This is a genomic window from Cellulosimicrobium cellulans (assembly GCF_016921195.1).
GTDB lineage: Bacteria > Actinomycetota > Actinomycetes > Actinomycetales > Cellulomonadaceae > Cellulosimicrobium > Cellulosimicrobium cellulans_F.
Genome location: NZ_JAFGYF010000005.1, coordinates 131,466 through 150,952, shown reverse-complemented (window position 1 = coordinate 150,952; position 19,487 = coordinate 131,466). Strand labels below are relative to the sequence as shown.

Sequence of the window (19,487 nt, the reverse complement as noted above, 5' to 3'; positions counted from 1 at the left end):
CCGAGGTCGGCGGACGACGTCGGGGGCGGAGAGGCGAGCGGGGACGGGCGTCCGCGCGGCGTCCGACGACGACCGGCCAGGACGAGGGTGCGGCCCGCCCGGGGAAGCCGGTCGGGCGGGCGCGGGGGAAGGTGCGCGGGTCGGGGACGGCGGCGGCGACAGGACGGCCACGGGATGCTCCAAGGTCGGCGTGCCCGGGAGGATCCCCGGTGCTCACCAGTCTCGAAACATCACGTTCGTCCCGGTACGGGACGGTCCCCCGCGCCGGACGCGGCGGACCACCCGGTCCGACGGGGGTTGTCCCCCGCCCCGCTCAGACCTTGAGGTAGCGCAGCACGGCGAGCACGCGGCGGTGGTCGCCCGCGTCCTGGGGCAGGCCGAGCTTGCCGAAGATCGACGTGACGTTCTTCTCCACCGCGCCGTAGGAGAGGAACAGCGTCTCCGCGATGGCGGAGTTCGACCGGCCCTGCGCCATGAGCTCCAGGACCTCGGTCTCGCGCGGCGTGAGGCGCGCCAGACCGTCGTCGGACCGCGACGCGCCCATGAGCTGGCTCACGACCTCGGGGTCGAGCACGGTCTGCCCGGCCGCGATGCGGGTGAGCGCGTCGACGAACTCGCCGACGTCCGCGACCCGGTCCTTGAGCAGGTAGCCGACGCCGCGCGCGCCCCCGGTGAGCAGCTCGCTCGCGAACCGTGTCTCGACGTACTGCGAGAACAGGAGCACGCCCAGGTCGGGGTGCGCGGCCCGCAGCGCGAGGGCGGCGCGCAGGCCCTCGTCGGTGAACGTCGGGGGCATGCGGATGTCGACGACGGCGACGTCGGGCAGCGCGTCCTCGGCCGCGAGCCGGGCCACCCGTGCGACGAGCTCGTCGCCGTCCGCGACCGCGGCCACGACCTCGTGACCGCGGCGGGTGACGAGCGCGACGAGCCCGTCGCGCAGGATGGCGGAGTCCTCGGCGATGACGAGCCGCATGGTGTCCTTCCGGTCGGGCGGGCCGTGCGACGACCCCGGCGGGCGGTGTGCCCCCGGGACATCGTGCCCGACGGGGCCCACGCGCCCCGGCAGGACACGGTCGTCCGTGCGCACGTCAGACCCGCACGGGCAGGAGGACCGTGACGACGGTCGGGCCGCCGACCGGGCTCGTGAGCTCGAACGAGCCGTCCACGGAGCGCACGCGCTCCGCGAGGCCCGCGAGGCCGGACCGCTGGCCGTCGGACCCGGGCTGCACGACGCGCGCGCCGCCCTGGCCGTCGTCGCGCACCCGCAGGCGCAGCCGCGCGCCGCGACCGCTGCCCTGCCGCTCGACGAGCACGTACACGCCCGTGGCGCGCGCGTGCTTGACCGCGTTCGTGACGAGCTCGGCGACGCAGAAGTAGGCGATCGACTCCACGGCCGGCGCGAGGCGCCCCGACGCCTCGACGGCGGGGTCGACGTCGACCGTGACGGGGAGCGGCGAGCGCGCCGCGAGCGTCTCGAGAGCGACGGCGAGCCCGTTGTCGAGCGCGGGCGGGTGGATGCCGCGCGCGAGCTCGCGGAGCTCGACGAGCGCCTCCTTGGTCGAGGAGTGCGCGAGGTCGACGAGCTCGAGCGCCTCGTCGGGGTCGCCGCCCGCGGCGAGCTGCTCCTTGGCCTCCCCGAGCTGCATGGCCACGGCGACGAGCCGGGCCTGCGTGCCGTCGTGCAGGTCGCGCTCGATGCGCCGCAGCTTCGCGTCGGCGTCCTCGACGGTGCGGCCGCGCGACTCCTCGAGGTCGGCGACGCGCAGGCTCGAGAGCGTCGGGCCGAGCAGCGCGACGGTGAGCGCGCGGAACAGCTGGGCGAAGCCCCGCGTGACCTGCGCCCACAGCCAGAGGAACAGCACGCCCACCAGGACCAGGCCGAGCTGGCGCACCGGGGTGTCGACGTACCAGTCGGTGCCGAACGACGCGCCGCGGTGCCACGACCCGTCGCTCGCCTGCTGCAGCGGGAGCCAGCGCGACCAGATCCAGTGCGTCGTCCCGCCGAGCCCCACGGCGAGGAAGACGGTGCTCACCACGAACGACACGATCGCGAGGGGGAACGTCACGACGAGGAAGAGGACGGCCCGCCACCCGGTCCCGTCGCCGATACCGCCCCACAGGGTGCTCCAGAACCCGCGGCGCCGGACGTACGGGGCGGGGGCCGCGACGTCGACGCCGAGCCCCGAGCGCGCCAGCGACCGGTACATCGAGCCCCAGCCGCGCCCGCCGACCACGACCCAGCCCGCGGCGACGAGGCCGATGACCGGCACGAGCATCGCCACGAGGAAGACCACCGCGAACAGCCCGTAGGCGAACGCGAACGGGGCGAGCAGGAGCGCGAGCCACAGGTACCCGTACGCGCTCCACGTCTGCCGGTGGAACGGAGCGCGCGCGAACGGCACCCGCTCGTGGTGGTCGACGTACCGCGGGTCGGGCTGCGTGCCGGCGAACGCCGGCACGTCCCCCGTCGTGGGCGTCGACGCGACACCCGTCGCGGGTCCGGTCTGCGCCGTCGCCGCGCCGTGCGCCGGTCGGGGGTGGGGGGCGCCCGACGTCGGGTCGCCCGCGGGCGCGACGCTCGGCTGGTCAGGGGTCACGGCAGTCATGGTGCCAGTCTGGGCGAGCCGCGGTCACGACGACAGGGTGGCCGCCGCCGCACCGGGGTAGGGACAACCCCCGCCTCCGCCCGGCGGCGACGGGGCGGCGCGCGTCAGTGCAGGAGGTACTTCACGCCGATGACGACGCCCGCGAACGCCGCGGCGAGCAGGGTCTCCCCCACGAGGCGGCCGCCGCGGGCGCCCGCCCGGTACGCGGCGAGGAAGCCGACGACGCCGAGCAGGACGACGGTGAACCACACGGCGACGAGCGCCGCGTCCTCCACGTCGAGCCCGAACGCGGACGCGAGCAGGTAGACGACGATCCCCGGGACCGCGCCGAGCAGCACCCCCACGTTGAGCCGGAGCGCCGTGAGGGTGCGGTCCCACAGGGAGTGCCCGCTGTCGTGGAAGCGCCCGCTGACCGCGTCGACGTAGCAGTGCGCGAGCCAGTACCCGACGGCGACGAGGCCCGTCGCCACCACCACCCGGTCCCCCGTCGGGGCGTGCACGCTCGACACGGCCATGACGAACCCCGCGACGATCGCGCCGTAGAGCAGGTCGTGCGGGGGCTCGCGCTCCCACCGGTCGCCGACGCGGTGCCACAGGGGCCGGACGCCCGGAGGCGGCCCGTCGGGATCGCCCTCGACCGGCAGTCCGGCCTGTCCCGCCGTGCCCCCGCCCGTGGAGGGCGAGGGCACGACCGGCGTGCGCTCGTCGGACGACGGGTCCATACGGCCTCCTCGGGCGCGTGCCGGACGACTCGGCGCGGTGCTCAGTAGCGGTAGTGCTCGGGCTTGTACGGTCCCTCGACCGGGACGCCGAGGTAGTCGGCCTGGGCCGGCGAGAGCTCGGTGAGCCGCACGCCGAGCGCGTCGAGGTGCAGGCGGGCGACCTTCTCGTCGAGCACCTTGGGCAGGCGGTAGACCTGACGCGCGTACGACCGCTCGCGGCCCTCGCGCTCGGCGGCCGTCGCATCCTGGAACAGCTCGATCTGGCCGATGACCTGGTTGGAGAACGAGTTGCTCATGACGAACGACGGGTGGCCGGTCGCGTTGCCGAGGTTGAGCAGGCGTCCCTCGGACAGCACGACGACCGAGCGCCCCGCGGGCTGGCCGTCGGGGCCCGGCTCCGCGAACGTCCACTCGTGGACCTGGGGCTTGATCTCGGTGCGCGACACCCCGGGCACCGCGGCGAGACCGGCCATGTCGATCTCGTTGTCGAAGTGGCCGATGTTGCCGACGACGGCCTTGTCCTTCATCGCGACGAGGTGCTCGGCGCGGATCACGTCCTTGTTGCCCGTGGTCGTGATGAAGAAGTCGGCCTCGCCGAGCACGTCCTCGATCCGGGCGACCTGGTAGCCGTCCATCGCGGCCTGGAGCGCGCAGATCGGGTCGACCTCGGACACGACGACGCGCGCGCCCTGGCCACGGAACGCCTCCGCCGCGCCCTTGCCGACGTCGCCGTAGCCCGCGACGAACGCGACCTTGCCGCCCATGAGCACGTCGGTCGCGCGGTTGATGCCGTCGGGCAGCGAGTGGCGGATGCCGTACTTGTTGTCGAACTTCGACTTGGTGACCGAGTCGTTGACGTTGATCGCCGGGAAGAGCAGCTCGCCCGCCTCGGCGAGCTGGTAGAGGCGGTGCACGCCCGTCGTCGTCTCCTCGGTGACGCCCTGGATCGCCTGGGCGATCGTCGTCCAGCGCAGGGGGTCCGCCTCGAGCGCGCGGCGCAGCACGGCGCGCACGACGTTCATCTCGTGCGTGTGGTCCGGCTCGCCCGGCAGCGTGTCCGGCGGGACCACGCCCGCGCGCTCGTACTGGAGCCCCAGGTGGACGAGCATGGTCGCGTCCCCGCCGTCGTCGAGGATCATGTTCGGCCCGCCGGAGTCCCCGGGCCAGACGAGGATCTGCTCCGTGCAGTCCCAGTACTCCTCCAGGCTCTCGCCCTTCCACGCGAAGACGGGCACGCCCTGCGGGTCCTCAGGCGTGCCGTGCGGCCCGACGACGACGGCGGCCGCGGCCTCGTCCTGCGTGGAGAAGATGTTGCAGCTCGCCCAGCGGACCTGCGCCCCGAGCGCGACGAGCGTCTCGATGAGGACCGCGGTCTGCACGGTCATGTGGAGAGACCCGGCGATCCGCGCCCCGGCGAGCGGCTGCGACTCCCCGTACTCGGCGCGCAGCGCCATGAGGCCGGGCATCTCGTGCTCGGCGAGGCGCAGCTGGTGGCGGCCCGCCGCCGCGAGGGACAGGTCGCGGACCTTGTAGCGGCCGGGGACCTCGTCGAAGCCGGGGGTGGCTCCCGGGGTGCTGGTCGTCGGGGCTGGCGCTGTGGTGGACATGGTTCTCCTGTGCGTTCTCGGTGCCGGTCGGGCCGGTGCTGCCGGCCGGTCCCGGTGGTCGGCCGGTGGCTGCGCTGGGGGCTCCCGTCCGCGCCGGACGGGACCGCGGCCCGCCCGTGCCCAGCCTACCGACGACGGCGCCGCCCGGCCCCGGCGATGGGGACGCCCGGCGCGCGTCACACCGTTCGTCCGGCGCGCGCGCCCGGGCGCGCGCGTAACACGAATGCTTGACCATCACAAGATCACAAAGAGATAACGATCCAGGATCGCCCGTCGTCCGCGTCGTTCCAACGATGCTGGGTCAAGAAACGTCCTGGAATGGCCCCTGGTCGCGGCCCTCTGGGTAGAAGTTGAACCTCGAATCAGGCAGGGTGCTGGAGTACCGATTGACGTCGGACCAGCATGTGGCTCGCTGCGCGCAGAGCGCGGAGGTCGCCCTCGGGCGCCCGACCGCGACGCGACCAGGGTCACGTGCCACGCTCCCGAGACGCCGCCGCCGGACCACTCTGGCGCCGTCCTCGCGCGGGGCGTGCCGGTCCCCCGCACGGAAGGTGGCGAGACCCGCCCGCATGACTGCTCCCAGCATCACCCCACCAGACCGCACCACCGCGGAACCCGAGCACCAGGCCACGACCGCCGCCGACGTCGCCGTCTCCGTCCGCGACGTCTACAAGGTCTTCGGCCGCCGGCCGGTCGAGGCCATCCGGCGCCTCGAGCAGGGCGCGTCGCGCGACGACGTCAAGGCGCTCGGGACCGCCGCGGTCATCGACGCGACCTTCGAGGTCCGCCGCGGCGAGATCTTCGTCGTCATGGGCCTCTCCGGCTCGGGCAAGTCGACGCTCATCCGCATGCTCAACGGCCTGTGGAAGCCGACGGCCGGCCACGTGGTGGTCGGCGGGACCGACCTCGCGGCGACCGACGCGAAGCAGCTGCGTGCCCTGCGCCGCCGCAGCGTGAGCATGGTGTTCCAGCACTTCGCGCTGCTCCCCCACCGCACCGTGCTCGACAACGCCGCCTACCCGCTCGAGATTCAGGGCGTCGGCAAGGCCGAGCGCCGCGAGAAGGCGCGCACCGCGCTCGACCTCGTCGGGCTCGGCGGCTGGGAGGACTCGCTCCCGTCCCAGCTCTCGGGCGGTATGCGCCAGCGCGTCGGCCTCGCCCGCGCGCTCGCGGCCGACACCGACGTCCTGCTCATGGACGAGGCGTTCAGCGCGCTGGACCCGCTCATCCGGCGCGAGATGCAGGAGCAGCTCCTCGACCTCCAGCAGCGCCTCGGCAAGACGATCGTCTTCATCACCCACGACCTCAACGAGGCCATGCACCTGGGCGACCGCATCGCCGTCATGCGTGACGGGCGGATCGTCCAGATCGGCACCGCCGAGCAGATCCTGTCCGACCCGGCGAACGACTACGTCGCCCAGTTCGTCGCCGACGTCGACCGCACGCGCGTGCTCACCGCGTCGTCCGTGATGGTCCGCCCCGCCGTCGTCGTCCCCGTCAGCGGCGGGCCGCGCCAGGCGAGCCGCGCCATGCGCGAGGCGCAGGTGTCGGCCGCGTACGTCGTCGACCGCCAGCGCGTGCTGCACGGCATCGTGCGCGACGACGACGCGGTGGCCGCGCTCAAGGCCGGCAAGGAGTCCATCGGGGACCTCGTGCACGACGGCGTCGCCCCGGTCTCCCCGGACACGCCCCTGGCGGAGATCTTCGCGCCCGCCGCCGAGTCCTCGCTCCCCGTGGCCGTGACCGACGCCGAGGGCCGCCTCGTGGGCGTGGTCCCGCGCGTCACCCTGCTCGAGGCCATGGTCCCGCCGGACCAGCCGCGCACCGGCGAGATCGACCTCGGTGCGCAGGGCTCCCCGGCCGACGCGCCCGTGGAGGACGCGCCCGTGAACGGTGCGCCCTCGACCGAGGGAGGTGCCGCGTGAACGACACCCTCGTCCCCCGCATCCCGCTCGGCGAGTGGGTCGACACGTTCGTCGACTGGATGACGACGACGTTCCGGCCGCTCTTCCGCTTCGTCAAGGACGTGCTCGTCGGCATCTATGACGGCCTCGACGCCGTCCTGTCGAGCCCGCCGTTCTGGGTGGTCGCGCTCGCGCTCGCCGCCCTCGCGCTCCTCTCCAAGGGCTGGAAGCTCGCGCTCGGATCGCTCGTCGGGTTCGTCGTCATCGCCGGCGTCGACCAGTGGGACAACGCGATGGACACGCTCGCGCTCGTCCTGCTGTCGGCCGTCCTGGCCCTCGTCGTCGCGATCCCGCTCGGCGTCTGGGCCGCGCGCAACGACCGTGTCTCCGCGGTCGTGCGGCCGGTGCTCGACTTCATGCAGACCATGCCGGCGTTCGTCTACCTCATCCCGACCGTCGTCATCTTCCTCACCGGCCCCGTGCCCGGGATCATCGCCACCATCATCTTCGCCATGGCGCCCGGCGTCCGGTTCACCGAGCTCGGCATCCGGCAGGTGGACTCCGAGGTCGTCGAGGCCGGCCACGCGTTCGGCTCCACGCCGGGTCGCATCCTGCGCCAGATCCAGCTCCCGCTCGCCCTGCCGACGATCATGGCCGGCGTCAACCAGGTCATCATGCTGTCGCTCTCCATGGTCGTCATCGCGGGCATGGTCGGCGCCGGCGGCCTCGGCAACGACGTCGTCGCAGCGCTGTCGAGCATCGACATCGCGCTCGGCTTCGAGGCGGGTCTCTCGGTCGTCATCCTCGCGATGTTCCTCGACCGCGTGACCGCCGGCCTCGGGGCCAAGGCGCCCGTCGCGCGCGCCCTCGCCGCGACCCGGGCCTGACCTCAGGCACCGCGCCCCCGCCCCCGCCCCCGCACGTCCCGCCCGACGCCGTCGGGCATCACACCCACCCACGGCGCCCGGACTCCCGGTCGCCCGACGGAAGGACATGCATGACCCCTGCACGCACGCCCCGCACCCGTACCGCCCGCCGCTCGGCCGCCGTCGCCACCGCCGCGGTGCTCGGCCTCGGCCTGAGCGCCTGCGCGTCAGGCTCGGACTCCGGCTCGGGCAGCGGCTCGACCGGCGAGGACGAGACCTCGGTCTCGATCGGCATCCCGTCCGGCTGGGACGAGGGCATCGCCGTCTCCCACCTGTGGAAGGCGATCCTCGAGGAGGAGGGCTACGAGGTCGAGACGCAGACCGGCGAGATCGGCGTCGTGTTCACCGGCCTCGCGGGCGGCGACTTCGACCTGCTCTTCGACGCCTGGCTCCCGATCACCCACGAGGAGTACGTCGCGAAGTACGGCGACGACATCACCGACCTCGGCACCTGGTACGACGACGCCAAGCTCACGATCGCCGTGAACGAGGACTCGCCCGCGCAGTCCCTCGAGGACCTCGCGTCCATGGCCGACGAGTACGGCAACAAGCTCGTCGGGATCGAAGCGGGCGCCGGCCTGACCAAGGTCACCCAGGACGCGGTCATCCCCACGTACGGGCTCGAGGGCATGGACTACACGATCTCCTCGACCCCGGCCATGCTCGCCGAGCTCAAGGGCGCGACCGAGGCCGGCGACAACATCGCCGTCACGCTCTGGCGACCGCACTGGGCGTACGACGAGTTCCCCGTGCGCGACCTCGAGGACCCCGAGGGCACGCTCGGCGACGCCGAGTCCATCCACACCTACGGTGCGGGCGACTTCGAGGAGCGCTACCCGACGCTGACCAAGCTCGTCGGTGCCTTCACCCTGGACGACGAGCAGCTCTTCTCGCTCGAGAACATGATGTTCAACTCCGACGAGTACGCCGACGAGGCCGAGGCCGTCCAGGCGTGGCTCGAGGCGAACCCGACGTTCGTCGACGACCTCAAGGAGTCCGCGGGCGTCTGACGCCGCGCGACGGACGCGCTGCGGTCCTCGGTTCACCGCAGCCGCGTCGGGGCGCCCCGGCTGCGCTGACGAAGGCTGTCGCCGCGGGGGCCGCTTTGGCGATCGTCGCACCATCGCATGGTTCATGTGGCCGTAAGTAGATCCCGCAGGCGAGATCACGCAGGCGCTCGGCTGGGGTACCAGTCGAGCGTCTTGCGTGGTCGGTCGTTGAGTCCCTGTACGACGCGCTCCAGGTCCTCGGCCCCGTACCCGCAGGTCGGTGCCCAGGAGAGCACTGGCGCAGGAGCCCGTTGGGCGTTCTCGTTCGAGCCTCGTTGCCAGGGCGAGCGGGGTCGCAGAAGTAGACCGGCACGTTCGTGGCGATCGTGAATTGCTTGTGCGCGGCCATCTCGCAGCCTTGGTGTCAGGTCACCGATCCGCGCAGGTGCGCCGGCAGCGTCGTGATCAGTGATGTCAGGACGTCGCGGACCTCCTCGGCGCTGTTCCCGCCGGGCAGGCGCCGCAGAATGACGAAGGGTGCTGCGCTCGACCAAGGGTCACAATCGCGGACTGCGACCCGGTGCCGACGATCAGATCGCCCTCCCAGTGCCCGGGTACGGCTCGGCCTTCGATCTCGGGCGGTCGCTCGGAGATTATCGCCATCTCCTCGACGAACCGGGGTTGGCGTTGATCCGGGCCGCGCTTGCGGCGGGTGCGTCCAGTGCGCAGCGCGCCGACCTCACGGCGCAGGCGTCGGGGTACTCCTTGGTCAGAGTGTGGCAGATCTGCTCGGCGACCACCGCAAATGCAGCCCCTCGGGGACGAAGTCACGTAACCGCCCGGCGGTCCCGAGCTTGGACGCGTTGGGGCGCGCGCGGGATGCCACCCGGGCTCGGTGCGCGGCGTTCGGGCGGTAGACCCCTCTACCGACCGAGCATCGACCTCCCGAATAATCGTCGAGGCCGCGCGACCCGACATCCGCCCGATATCCCGCAAGGACACGCCCTCGCGGCGCAGGTCAGCGATCTGCTCCCGCTCGGGCAACGTCGCGAGAATCGTGGGTTCAGCTCGGCTTCAACACCAACGACCGACAGCCCCGCGGACGCATCGACATGGCTAGTCACCCCCATCTTTTAGTCCGCCCGCCGGCCCTCCGGTAGATTCGAGCCCCCGCGTGCCTTACGCACCCCGTGGTCCCAGTCCTCCACCGTGCGCACACATTGACTCCCTGCTCGGCAGCCCGCCGTCGAGGCATTCCCGCGCGCCGAAGCTGCTCGTACTCACCCTTGCGCGAATGTGGCCCATGACCCCGGCCCTCTAGGAGCAGCGACCAGCCTTCCGAACCCACCCCGCAGCCGTGTGCCGGTTCACCACGACCATGCGCGCAGCGACCGTCGTACTACCGACGTCGTCAACGACCTCGAAGAACCTCGCCTTGAGCTCGTGCAACGACACGTCCCCGCAAACGGATCGGGCTACGCCCGCTGCTACACCTCCGAGACCGAAGGCCGCGCAGCACTGCCAGCCTGGATCCATGAGTACGACACCACCGACCCAGACCACTTGCGGGAACAAGCCACCGATCACCCGATTGACCAACCTGTCCGGTCAGTACAACAAAGACCGGCCCGCGAGGTAACGGCCCCGTCGTGATACGCGCGGGTGTATCAGCCTTCCTTCGCGTACTGCTCCAAGACCGCGCCGAGAGGTCCGTCCGCGCGCAACTCCCCTCCGCGAAGGTAGAGGCCCCGCTCGCAGAACCGTTTGAGGTCGCCGTTGTTGTGCGACACGAGGAACAACGTCCGCCCCGCGTCAAGCAGCTCGTCGATGCGCTTATAGCACTTCTCACGGAACGCCTTGTCACCGACTGCGAGGACCTCGTCGACCAGGAGGATCGGCCCGTCAAGCTGGGAGACGACGGAGAACGCGAGCCGCACCTGCATGCCGGAGGAGTAATGGCGGTACGGCGAGTCCAGAAACTTGCGGATTTCCGCGAAGTCCACGATCTCGTCGAACTTCTCGTCGATGAGCTTCCGCGACATCCCGTGCAGGCCCGCGGCAAGATAAATGTTCTCCCGGCCGGTGAGGTCGGGCACGAAGCCGCCAGTGATCTCGATAAGCGGCGACACCTCGGCGCGGACGGTCGCCGTGCCCTCGTCCGGAATGAGGACCCCAGTAACCACCTTGAGCAGCGTCGACTTCCCCTGACCGTTACGGCCGATGACGCCGATCGCCTCCCCAGGCGCGACGTCAAAGGAGACGTTCCGCAGGGCCCAGAACGAGTCGTGGCTCGTGCCACGGTCGCCGCGCAGGATCATCTGGCGCAGTCCCGCGCTACGGCGGCCGCGGTTGAACTGCACGCCGACGTCCTTGACCGAGATGATCGGGTCCGGCTGACCCGCAGGCTTGACCATCAGAGCTCCTTGAGCACGGAGCGCTCGCTCCGCGCAAAGACGACCCACCCGACGACGAGCGTGAGGACCGACACGGCCCCCGCCATGGCGATCGCGTCCCAGTGCACGATCCCCGGGAAGAATCCAGCGCGAAAAGCCGCGATGATGCCGGTCATCGGGTTGAGCAGGTAGAGCGTCTGCAACACTTCCGGGATCGCCGCGTTGTAGACGTCTTGAAGCCCGTACAACACCGGAGACGCGTAGAAGAGGACCCGCATGGCGACACGGATGAGCGGGTCGATATCGCGCAGCAGAACCTCGAGCGGGGCGAGCAGGAGCCCGAGACCGGCGAGCAGGACGAGCTGCATGACAATCCCCAGCGGGAAGAGCCAGAGGTAGCTGTTCACGTGGGGGTGGTAGATGAGGAGGAAGACCGCGAGCACAGGAAGGGAGAATCCGAACTCCACCGTCTTGGAGAGCACAACCCTCATGACCCAGACCTCCCGCGGGAGACGGGTCGACCGGACGAGCCTGGAGTCCTGCCGCAGGGAGCGGGCGCTGTCGCCGACGCAGTTCTGGAACCACGTCCAGGGCAGCAGGGCAGCGAGCAGGAAGATGATGTACGGCTCCTCGCCCATCGGGCGCGGGAAGATCTTGGTGAAGACGAACCAGTACACCGCCGCCATGAGCAGCGGGTCGAGGATCGACCAGAAGTAACCGAGCAGCGAGTCCGCGTACCGCACCTTGAGGTCGCGCCGGACGAGCAGGCCGAGCACCGAACGCGCTCTCCACAGCGTCATCGGCCTGTTGCTCGCCGCGACGACGCCTGAACCACTCACTTCAGCCTCCACGTGCTCGATGCCTCGCACGCGAGACCGTGGCACACCTTATCCCTGCCGGACGACCCGGCCACGCAGTCAGTCATCACCGGCAACGATGCCAATCGTCTCGCGCCACGCCCTCGGGGAGACGAGCTCGTCCGCCCTTCCGCGGTACGCCTCCTGGAGCGCCGGCCACCGACGCCTGAGCTCGCGGTGCAGGCGCATCGACTCCCACCCCAAGGAGACGAACGCCCTGCGGTCGCGCCGGTACCAGGTTCCGGTCCGGTTCTCGCCCGCGAGGACCAGGACGCTGTCGTGCCGAGGCAGCTCCCACCACACGGCCTGCCGTCGCTCGAGCTGGGCGTCGGGCCGCCGGCGCTGCTCGGCACTCACGGGGACGACGAGCTGGCGCGCGATCGCGCGGAGCGTGAAGAGCGCGAGCGCAACACCACGTGGGCCGCGGTCCCGCCCCGAGGGCGGGACGTCCCCGTGAGCGGCCGGCGGCGCGGGATCCTCCGCCGTGTATGTGCGGGCCTCGCCGAAGCCCTTGGACATCGCCCGCAGTTCGCCCAGACGGGTCCCCATCGACGCGTGCAGCTGGTCCGGGCCCTGGAGCACGTCACGGATCGCGGTGTTGCGCAGGGTCGCGGCGTAGTACTGCATCGACAGCAGGTGCTTGAGGTTGAGACGGCTGCTGTCGGCGAGGAGCGCGCCGCCGTTGTCGCGGACCGAGTGGAGCAGTCCGGAGACGATCCGGTTGCGCGCGTGGAAGTACGCCTGCCAGTCGATCGCGTCGTCCTTGTCCTGCCACGTGATGTGCCAGAGCGCGACGCCAGGCAGCGAGACGGTCGGGACGCCCGCCGACTTCGCCCGGAGCCCGTACTCGGCATCGTCCCACTTGATGAAGTACGGCATCGAGAGCCCGATCTCGCGCACCACCGCGGTGGGGACGAGGCACATCCACCAGCCGTTGTAGTCGGCCGACGGGCGACGGTGCAGCCAGCGCGTCGCGCGCAGCGACTCCTCCGAGAAGTCCACGAGCCGGTGGTCGGGGTCGGCGGGTCCCCACATGAAGTTCGACTGCTGCACGATCTCGCTCACGGCATGCAGGTTTGTCGGGCGGTACATGTCGAACATGTGCCCACCGACGATCGTCGGCCGCGAGCACGCGTCGGCGAAGCGCACAGCCCGGAAGATGCTCTCGGGCTCGATCGCGACGTCGTCGTCGAGAAGCATCACGTGGGTCGAGCCCGCGGCCATCGCCTCGATCATCCCGCGCGAGAAGCCGCCCGAACCACCCAGGTTGGGCTGGTCCACGATGTGCAGCCGGCCCTGGAGCCCGTCCTGCGCGTCCGCGAAGCCCGACTCGGCCGCGACCTTCTGCGTCCCCTGGTCGACCACGACCACGCGGTCGAGGACCGCCAGCACGTCGTCGTCCGCACCAAGTGCGCCGAGGGTGCGCACGCAGTAGTCCGGCTTGTTGAACGTGGTGATCGCCACCGTCACGGTGCCCTCTGCGGGCACGGCGTCGACCTCCCAGCGCCCGGAGATGAGCTCCACGTCGGACGACGCCGTGAGCTCGAACCAGCACCACCCGCCGTCGGCGGCACCCGCGGTTGGGACGGAGAGACGGACGGTCTCCTCGCCCTCGAAGCGCACGGCGTCCAGCCGGGCAGCCTGTCCTCGGGCGTCGGTCCGGACGACGCGCACCTGACCGCGCCCCGACAGCTCAAGAACCAGCGTGACCGCGCCGGCCGACGTGTTGGCCGCCCAGTGCATCAGGGGGAACGCGTTGAAGTACGACGCGAACGACACTTCGCTGCCCGCGATCAGGCGTGCGGATCGCCGTGAGACCAGGTCGATCGACGACGTGGCGTCACGCGGACTCTCGACATAAAGCGGGAGCTTGTCCAGGTCGGTGGGAAAGACGACGTTCTGGACAGTAGTCACGGCACGCCTCGATCGTCGTAGGGGATGGGAGTCCGGGCACTGCGACGACGCTGCGTCGCCACCGCACCCGCTGGCACAGGGTACTCGCCCCGCACCTCGGACACGCGTCCCGACGGCCGAGTTCACAGAACGTACGGCTCGTGTTCACAGGAGCGACCGGCATGCCGGTTCACGTACACTCCGGGGGTACCGCGCGCGTCGCTCGCGACGATCCCACCTCCATCCGATTGGTTCCCGATGCACCGCCACACCGCGACCCGCCCGGATCACCTGGACGTCAGCGCCGCGGAGATCCGCCTCCCTGCACCTGTCCCGACGGACGTCTCGTCGGTCGACGTGCTCCTCGACGGGTACCGAGTCTGGTCGATCGACCTCGTCTCCAACCCGTCCGCTCGAGAGAGGCTGGAGCACGCCTGGCCGGCGCCGCTGCGCCCGTTCCTGGACGGCAGGACCGAGATCTCGTTGTGCGACTCGGCCACCGGGAGGGTGCTTTGGACGCGCGACGTCCAGATCGGCACCGGGGACGGACCGATCCGGGTCGTCGACGCGACGGGTCGCCACGTCGCCATGAACAAGTGGGGGCGGCTCGGAAAGACCTTCGACGGCGATGCCACCGGCCTGAAGGAGCGGCTCCTCGACCGGCTCGACACGCTCGTGGCGCTCCTGCGCGAGCTCGACAAGCTCCCGTTCGTCGTCGGCGGCACGCTCCTCGGCGCCGTCCGGTCCGGGAAGATCCTCCCGCACGACGACGACGCGGACCTCGCCTACCTCTCCATGCACGAGAACCCTGCCGACGTCGCGATCGAGCAGTCGGTCGTCGCGCGAGAGCTCGAGGCCCGCGGCTACGAGCTCGTTCGGCACAGCAACGCGCACCTGCAGGTCACGTTCCGGCGCGACGACGGCCTCGTCGACGGGTACATCGACGTCTTCACGGCGTTCTTCACGCCCGACGGGCAGATCAACCAGCCGTTCCACGTCCGCGGGCCCATGGAGCAGGCGTCGATGCTGCCGTTCTCGACCGTGACCCTCGAGGGTCACGACTACCCCGCTCCCGCGGTGCCCCAGGACTGGCTCGTCGTCAATTACGACGAGAACTGGCGGACCCCGCTGCCCGGGTACAAGCTCCGCACCCCGCGCGCGACGGCGCGGCGCTTCCGGAACTGGTTCGGGTCGTACAACTTCCAGCGCGACTTCTGGGAGGAGCACTACCTCTACAACCCACACGCCGGCGAGGACGCCGACCTCCGGGGCGCGGACTCCCTGTTGGACAGGACGGCGGAGGGGGACACGGTACTCGACCTCGGGTGCGGACTCGGTGCTGCGGCGCGGCACCTCGCGGCCCACGGTCGACGTGTCGTCGCCGTCGACTACTCGGAGATGGCGCTCCGCCTCGCGCAGTCCGCGTCCGACGAGGCGGCCGCCGGCCTCGTGTCGTGGCGCCGGGCCAACCTCATCGACTCACGGGACACCGCTGGCCTCATCGCCCTGATCGCGGAGCGACCCAGGGTGCACGCGCTGGCGACGCATCTGGTCGAGCGGCTGGGGCACCACGGCAGGTCGACCGCCTGGCGCCTTCTTCGCCAGGTGGTGCGTGCAGGCGGCGAGGTCACCCTCGTGGTCGACACCGCGCCCGACCCCGCGGTGACGTTCCGCGACCCGACGACGTGGCACCTCGTGCTCGACGAGATCTCCGAGGAGCTTGCGCCGCTCGGACTGGGCCTCACCGGCACCACCCCGCTCGACGGCGGCGAGCGCGACCGCCTTCGCGGCACAGTGATCACCCACCTCACGACGAACAAGGCAAGGACGGCATGAAGCAGCACATCCTCCGGCTCGGCGAGCGCATCGCGCCCGCGACGATGAAGCGCGTCCGGAGCACGAGCAAGGCTCAGCTCGCCCGCGAGATCAATGCGCTGCGCGACGACGTGCGCGAACTCCGCGCCGAGATCGACGAGTGCCGGCGCGACAACATCCGGATCGCGGAGCTCACCGAGATCGTGGAGACTCGTCTCGCCGGTGGTCCGCCCTCCGCCTGACCGACCTCCAGTCCATCGTTTCTCCCGACGAACAGCGAGCAGACCCTGTGACCCAGACCCCGTACGTGGCGGCCGTCGTCGTGACCTACAACCGCCTCGACAAGCTCAAGAAGGGCATCGCGTCGATCCGTGCCTCGAGCGTCCGCCCGAGGACGATCGTGCTCGTCGACAACGCATCGACGGACGGGACGGGCGACTACCTGCGCTCGATCGCCGGCGACGAGGACGTGCACGTCCTGTCGCTGCCGGAGAACGTCGGGGGCGCGGGAGGATTCGCCGCCGGCTTGCGCCGGGCGTACGACCTCGGCGCCGACTTCTTCTGGATCATGGACGACGACTGCTACCCGGAGCCGGACGCGCTCGGGCGGCTCCTCGACGAGCACCGCGCGGTCGAGGAGCACGTCCACGACCGCGTCCCCTTCGCGTGCTCCGTCGTGAAGTTCGTCGACGGCCAGCTCTGCGAGATGAACGAGGCCGTCACCACGTGGGACTGGCCCCGCTACCTCGTCCAGGGGCTGAGCTCGGTCAAGGTCCGCGAGTGCACGTTCGTGTCCGTGCTGCTGCCGCGCTGGACCGTCGAGGAGCACGGCCTGCCCCTCGCCGAGTACTTCATCTGGTACGACGACAAGGAGTTCACCAAGCGTCTCTCGAGCCGCACGCGCCCTGGAATCCAGGTGCTGGACAGCTACGTCGTGCACGACATGGGCGACAACAAGGGCGTGAACTACGGCCAGATCACGGCGCAGAACGTCTGGAAGTTCAAGTACGGCGCCCGCAACCAGTCGTCGTACCGCTGGCACTACGAGGGCAAGCTTTCGTGGATCACGTACGTGAAGACCGTGATGGGCAAGATGCGTCGCGGCGGGGTCCCGCGCAATCTCCAGGTGCAGATGGTCCGCCAGCTTCTCGCCGGCATCCGGTTCAACCCGCAGCCGCAGTTCCCGCAGCGCTCGGCGAAGGCGCCGAGCGCAGGCTGACCGCGGCCGGCGGAACGAGGGCGGGCCGGTCTCCTCCCGGGGAGACCGGCCCGTTGGTGTCGTGCGGGTGGTTCAGAGGAACTCGTTCGCCCGATCGAGGTCCTCGGCGAAGTCCACCTCGACGGCGTACAGGTCGGAGACGTCGACCGGCACGACCTGGAGCCCGTCCTTCTCGATCGCAACCTCGACGCCGCGCTCGAAGTAGTCCTGGTCGCCCACCTCGGCGAGCCGTGCCACGAGCGCCGCCTTGTCCGCCGGCGCGACGAAGTTGATGCCGACGGCCTCGCCGAGCGCTCCCTGGACCGTCTTCGAGAGCTCGTCGATCCGGCCGTCGGCGTCGACCGTGTACTTGACCTCCTCGTCGCCCACCGCCGCGGTGTTGACACTGACGAACGACTGCCCGGACTCGATGTACGGCTTGAGCCGCTCGAGGACGCGGGGGTCGAACACGACGTCGCCGTTCATCCAGAGCACGCCGCGGTCCCCCGTCGCGCGCAGCGCCTTGAGGAGACTTTTGGACGTGTTCGTCTGGTCGTAGAGCTCGTTGTATGCGAACGTCACGTCCGGCGCGGCCTCGAGGATCTGCTCGAGCTTGAACCCGACGACGACGAGCACCTGGACGTCACGGCCGAACGCGCCGCGGACGTTGCCCAGCTGCTGCGCGAGGATCGTGCGCCCGTCCTTGAGCTCGGTCAGCGGCTTCGGGAACGGCCGCCCGAGGCGGGTTCCCATCCCAGCGGCCAGGATGACGACCTGGGGCGCGTTGCTCACGGTGTGTGTCCTTTCGTCTCTCGCTCCGGCTCGCCGACGAGCGGAGCACCGGGCCGACTCTACCGATTGTGGCCACCGTGGTTTGACTGCTCACAGCTCGCGCGCGTCGTCCTCCAGCAGGACCGGGATCCCGTCGCGCACCGGGTATGCGAGCGGGCGGTCGGGATCCGTGGAGTGCAGCTCCGGCTCGCCGGACGGCCCGGTGCCCTCGACGAGCCGCGCGCCCGTCACGGGGCAGCGCAGCGCCTCGCGCACCCAGGGGTCGATCTGCAGGCTCATGCTCGCTCCTCGTCGTCGTCGTGCGTGCGCACGAGCGACAGGACGTCGTCGCGCACCTTCTCCATGATGTCCTCGTCGGCCGCCTCGACGTTGAGCCGCAGCAGCGGCTCGGTGTTCGAGGCGCGGAGGTTGAACCACCACTGCGGGTGGGAGTCCCAGTGCGAGACGGTCAGCCCGTCGAGCTCGTCGACCTCGACCGGGCCCCCGCCCTGCTGCGTCACGTAGGCCTCGACGACGCGCGCCCGGGCCGCGCGCACGTCGGCAACGGTCGAGTTGATCTCGCCCGAGGCGACGTACGGCTCGTACATCTCCCCCAGCGCCGACAGCGAGTGCGGCTGCGACCCGAGCGCGGCGAGCACGTGCATCGCCGCGAGCATCCCGGTGTCCGCGAAGAAGAAGTCGCGGAAGTAGTAGTGCGCGCTGTGCTCGCCGCCGAACACGGCGTCGTTGTCCGCCATCTCCGCCTTGATGAACGAGTGGCCGACGCGCGTGCGCACGGTCCGCGCGCCCGCGGCGCCGAGGAAGTCGGGCACGGCGCGCGAGGTGATGAGGTTGTGGATCACGGTCGGCGTGCGCCCGGCCTCGACCTCCTTGGCGACCTCGCGCAGGCCGACGAGCGCCGTGATGGCCGACGGCGACACCGGGTCACCCTGCTCGTCGACGACGAAGCAGCGGTCGGCGTCACCGTCGAACGCGAGCCCGAGGTCGGCGCCGTGCTCCACGACGGCGGCCTGGAGGTCGCGCAGGTTCTCCGGGTCGAGCGGGTTCGCCTCGTGGTTCGGGAACGTGCCGTCGAGCTCGAAGTACAGCGGCACGACGTCGAGCGGCAGCGCGGGCAGCCCGGCACCCGTGCCGAGCACCGCTGGGACGGTGTAGCCGCCCATCCCGTTGCCCGCGTCCACGACGACCTTGAGCGGCCGGATCCCCGACAGGTCGACCAGCGAGCGCAGGAACGCCGCATAGTCCGCGAGCGTGTCGCGGTCCGTGACCGATCCCGGGTCGTCCGCGGGGTCCGGGAGGCCCTCGTCGAGGTAGCCCTCCGCGAGTCGGCGCACCTCCGCGAGCCCCGAGTCCTGCCCCACGGGACGAGCCCCCGCGCGGCACAGCTTGATCCCGTTGTAGACGGCCGGGTTGTGGCTCGCCGTGAACATGGCACCGGGCACGCCCAGCGCGCCGGACGCGTGGTAGAGCCCGTCCGTGGAGCACAGCCCGATCCGCACGACCTCGACCCCGGCCTCCGCGAGACCCGCGGCGAACGCGTCGACGAGCTCGGGCCCGGAGTCGCGCATGTCGTGCCCGACGACGACGCTCGCCCGGGCCGGCGCGTCGCCGTCCGCGACGGGAACCTCGGGCAGGACCACCGCCCGACCGAACGCGGCACCGATGGCCTTCGCCACCCGGGGGTTGAGCTGGTCCGGGACGGTGCCGCGGACGTCGTACGCCTTGATGAGGTGGGAGAGGTCGGTCGTCACGCCGCCCACCCTACCGAGGCGGGGCACGGGGTGC

16 protein-coding genes and 1 pseudogene are annotated in these 19,487 nt (G+C 71.1%); 6 read left to right on the top strand and 11 right to left on the bottom strand.

Going from position 1 to position 19,487, the window contains the following annotated elements:
* Positions 1-313: 313 nt before the first annotated feature.
* The 4 genes from JN535_RS12515 to ahcY all read right to left on the bottom strand — a co-directional run bounded on the left by JN535_RS12515 (position 314) and on the right by ahcY (position 4,935).
* A complete protein-coding gene (locus JN535_RS12515) occupies positions 314-973 on the bottom strand; it encodes a response regulator transcription factor (protein WP_205205881.1) in 660 nt (219 codons plus the stop codon).
* A gap of 115 nt (positions 974-1,088) precedes the next feature.
* Entirely contained in the window at positions 1,089-2,606 is a 1,518-nt protein-coding gene (locus JN535_RS12510; protein ID WP_205205880.1) for a sensor histidine kinase, read from the bottom strand.
* Between the two features lie 104 nt (positions 2,607-2,710).
* On the bottom strand, positions 2,711-3,328 hold the full coding sequence (locus tag JN535_RS12505) for a hypothetical protein (RefSeq protein WP_205205879.1): 618 nt from the start codon (positions 3,326-3,328) through the stop codon (positions 2,711-2,713).
* A gap of 41 nt (positions 3,329-3,369) precedes the next feature.
* Positions 3,370-4,935: an adenosylhomocysteinase gene (gene ahcY, locus JN535_RS12500; protein WP_205205878.1), complete on the bottom strand. Its 1,566-nt coding sequence runs from the start codon at positions 4,933-4,935 to the stop codon at positions 3,370-3,372.
* 569 nt (positions 4,936-5,504) lie between these two features.
* On the opposite strand from ahcY, the gene JN535_RS12495 reads away from it, so the two are divergent.
* The 3 genes from JN535_RS12495 to JN535_RS12485 all read left to right on the top strand — a co-directional run bounded on the left by JN535_RS12495 (position 5,505) and on the right by JN535_RS12485 (position 8,775).
* Positions 5,505-6,860 carry a quaternary amine ABC transporter ATP-binding protein gene (locus JN535_RS12495; RefSeq protein ID WP_205205877.1) on the top strand — a complete coding sequence of 452 codons (1,356 nt, stop codon included), beginning with the start codon at positions 5,505-5,507 and terminating at the stop codon, positions 6,858-6,860.
* Entirely contained in the window at positions 6,857-7,726 is an 870-nt protein-coding gene (locus tag JN535_RS12490) for an ABC transporter permease (RefSeq protein ID WP_205205876.1), read from the top strand. The genes JN535_RS12495 and JN535_RS12490 overlap by 4 nt, the downstream gene beginning before the upstream one ends.
* 110 nt (positions 7,727-7,836) lie before the next feature.
* On the top strand, positions 7,837-8,775 hold the full coding sequence (locus tag JN535_RS12485; RefSeq protein ID WP_205205875.1) for a glycine betaine ABC transporter substrate-binding protein: 939 nt from the start codon (positions 7,837-7,839) through the stop codon (positions 8,773-8,775).
* 151 nt (positions 8,776-8,926) lie between these two features.
* Here the strand turns inward: JN535_RS12485 and JN535_RS12480 are convergent.
* The 4 genes and pseudogenes from JN535_RS12480 to JN535_RS21585 all read right to left on the bottom strand — a co-directional run.
* Positions 8,927-9,971: pseudogene (locus tag JN535_RS12480) on the bottom strand (IS30 family transposase); the annotation flags it as partial.
* A gap of 450 nt (positions 9,972-10,421) precedes the next feature.
* Positions 10,422-11,168 carry an ABC transporter ATP-binding protein gene (locus tag JN535_RS12470; protein ID WP_205205874.1) on the bottom strand — a complete coding sequence of 249 codons (747 nt, stop codon included), beginning with the start codon at positions 11,166-11,168 and terminating at the stop codon, positions 10,422-10,424.
* Complete coding sequence (locus JN535_RS12465) at positions 11,168-11,947, bottom strand: ABC transporter permease (protein WP_205205873.1); 780 nt, start codon at positions 11,945-11,947, stop codon at positions 11,168-11,170. Before JN535_RS12465 ends, JN535_RS12470 begins: the two co-directional genes overlap by 1 nt.
* A gap of 117 nt (positions 11,948-12,064) precedes the next feature.
* On the bottom strand, positions 12,065-13,918 hold the full coding sequence (locus JN535_RS21585; RefSeq protein WP_205205872.1) for a glycosyltransferase: 1,854 nt from the start codon (positions 13,916-13,918) through the stop codon (positions 12,065-12,067).
* A gap of 237 nt (positions 13,919-14,155) precedes the next feature.
* On the opposite strand from JN535_RS21585, the gene JN535_RS12455 reads away from it, so the two are divergent.
* From JN535_RS12455 to JN535_RS12445, 3 genes are read left to right on the top strand one after another with little or no spacing between them, the layout of a single operon-like run.
* Positions 14,156-15,733 carry a class I SAM-dependent methyltransferase gene (locus tag JN535_RS12455; RefSeq protein WP_205205871.1) on the top strand — a complete coding sequence of 526 codons (1,578 nt, stop codon included), beginning with the start codon at positions 14,156-14,158 and terminating at the stop codon, positions 15,731-15,733.
* Entirely contained in the window at positions 15,730-15,954 is a 225-nt protein-coding gene (locus JN535_RS12450) for a DUF6752 domain-containing protein (protein WP_205205870.1), read from the top strand. Before JN535_RS12455 ends, JN535_RS12450 begins: the two co-directional genes overlap by 4 nt.
* A 47-nt stretch (positions 15,955-16,001) precedes the next feature.
* Entirely contained in the window at positions 16,002-16,931 is a 930-nt protein-coding gene (locus JN535_RS12445) for a glycosyltransferase family 2 protein (protein ID WP_307868662.1), read from the top strand.
* Between the two features lie 72 nt (positions 16,932-17,003).
* Here JN535_RS12445 and JN535_RS12440 read toward each other — a convergent pair whose 3' ends face one another.
* From JN535_RS12440 to JN535_RS12430, 3 genes are all read right to left on the bottom strand, one after another.
* Entirely contained in the window at positions 17,004-17,702 is a 699-nt protein-coding gene (locus JN535_RS12440; RefSeq protein ID WP_307868660.1) for a phosphocholine cytidylyltransferase family protein, read from the bottom strand.
* A gap of 90 nt (positions 17,703-17,792) precedes the next feature.
* The gene (locus tag JN535_RS12435) at positions 17,793-17,981 is read right to left on the bottom strand and encodes a Trm112 family protein (RefSeq protein ID WP_205205869.1); all 189 of its coding nucleotides are present in this window, start codon (positions 17,979-17,981) and stop codon (positions 17,793-17,795) included.
* A complete protein-coding gene (locus JN535_RS12430) occupies positions 17,978-19,453 on the bottom strand; it encodes a phosphomannomutase/phosphoglucomutase (RefSeq protein ID WP_205205868.1) in 1,476 nt (491 codons plus the stop codon). Before JN535_RS12430 ends, JN535_RS12435 begins: the two co-directional genes overlap by 4 nt.
* Between the last annotated feature and the right edge of the window lie 34 nt (positions 19,454-19,487).

Bases quoted from the DNA above. Each gene is read 5' to 3' on its own strand.
- ahcY (WP_205205878.1), bottom strand. From the start codon at position 4,935: ATGTCCACCACAGCGCCAGCCCCGACGACCAGCACCCCGGGAGCCACC.
- JN535_RS12465 (WP_205205873.1), bottom strand. From the start codon at position 11,947: ATGACGCTGTGGAGAGCGCGTTCGGTGCTCGGCCTGCTCGTCCGGCGC.
- JN535_RS12470 (WP_205205874.1), bottom strand. From the start codon at position 11,168: ATGGTCAAGCCTGCGGGTCAGCCGGACCCGATCATCTCGGTCAAGGAC.
- JN535_RS12505 (WP_205205879.1), bottom strand. From the start codon at position 3,328: ATGGACCCGTCGTCCGACGAGCGCACGCCGGTCGTGCCCTCGCCCTCC.
- JN535_RS12455 (WP_205205871.1), top strand. From the start codon at position 14,156: ATGCACCGCCACACCGCGACCCGCCCGGATCACCTGGACGTCAGCGCC.
- JN535_RS12485 (WP_205205875.1), top strand. From the start codon at position 7,837: ATGACCCCTGCACGCACGCCCCGCACCCGTACCGCCCGCCGCTCGGCC.
- JN535_RS12450 (WP_205205870.1), top strand. From the start codon at position 15,730: ATGAAGCAGCACATCCTCCGGCTCGGCGAGCGCATCGCGCCCGCGACG.
- JN535_RS12495 (WP_205205877.1), top strand. From the start codon at position 5,505: ATGACTGCTCCCAGCATCACCCCACCAGACCGCACCACCGCGGAACCC.
- JN535_RS12510 (WP_205205880.1), bottom strand. From the start codon at position 2,606: ATGACTGCCGTGACCCCTGACCAGCCGAGCGTCGCGCCCGCGGGCGAC.
- JN535_RS12435 (WP_205205869.1), bottom strand. From the start codon at position 17,981: ATGAGCCTGCAGATCGACCCCTGGGTGCGCGAGGCGCTGCGCTGCCCC.
- JN535_RS12515 (WP_205205881.1), bottom strand. From the start codon at position 973: ATGCGGCTCGTCATCGCCGAGGACTCCGCCATCCTGCGCGACGGGCTC.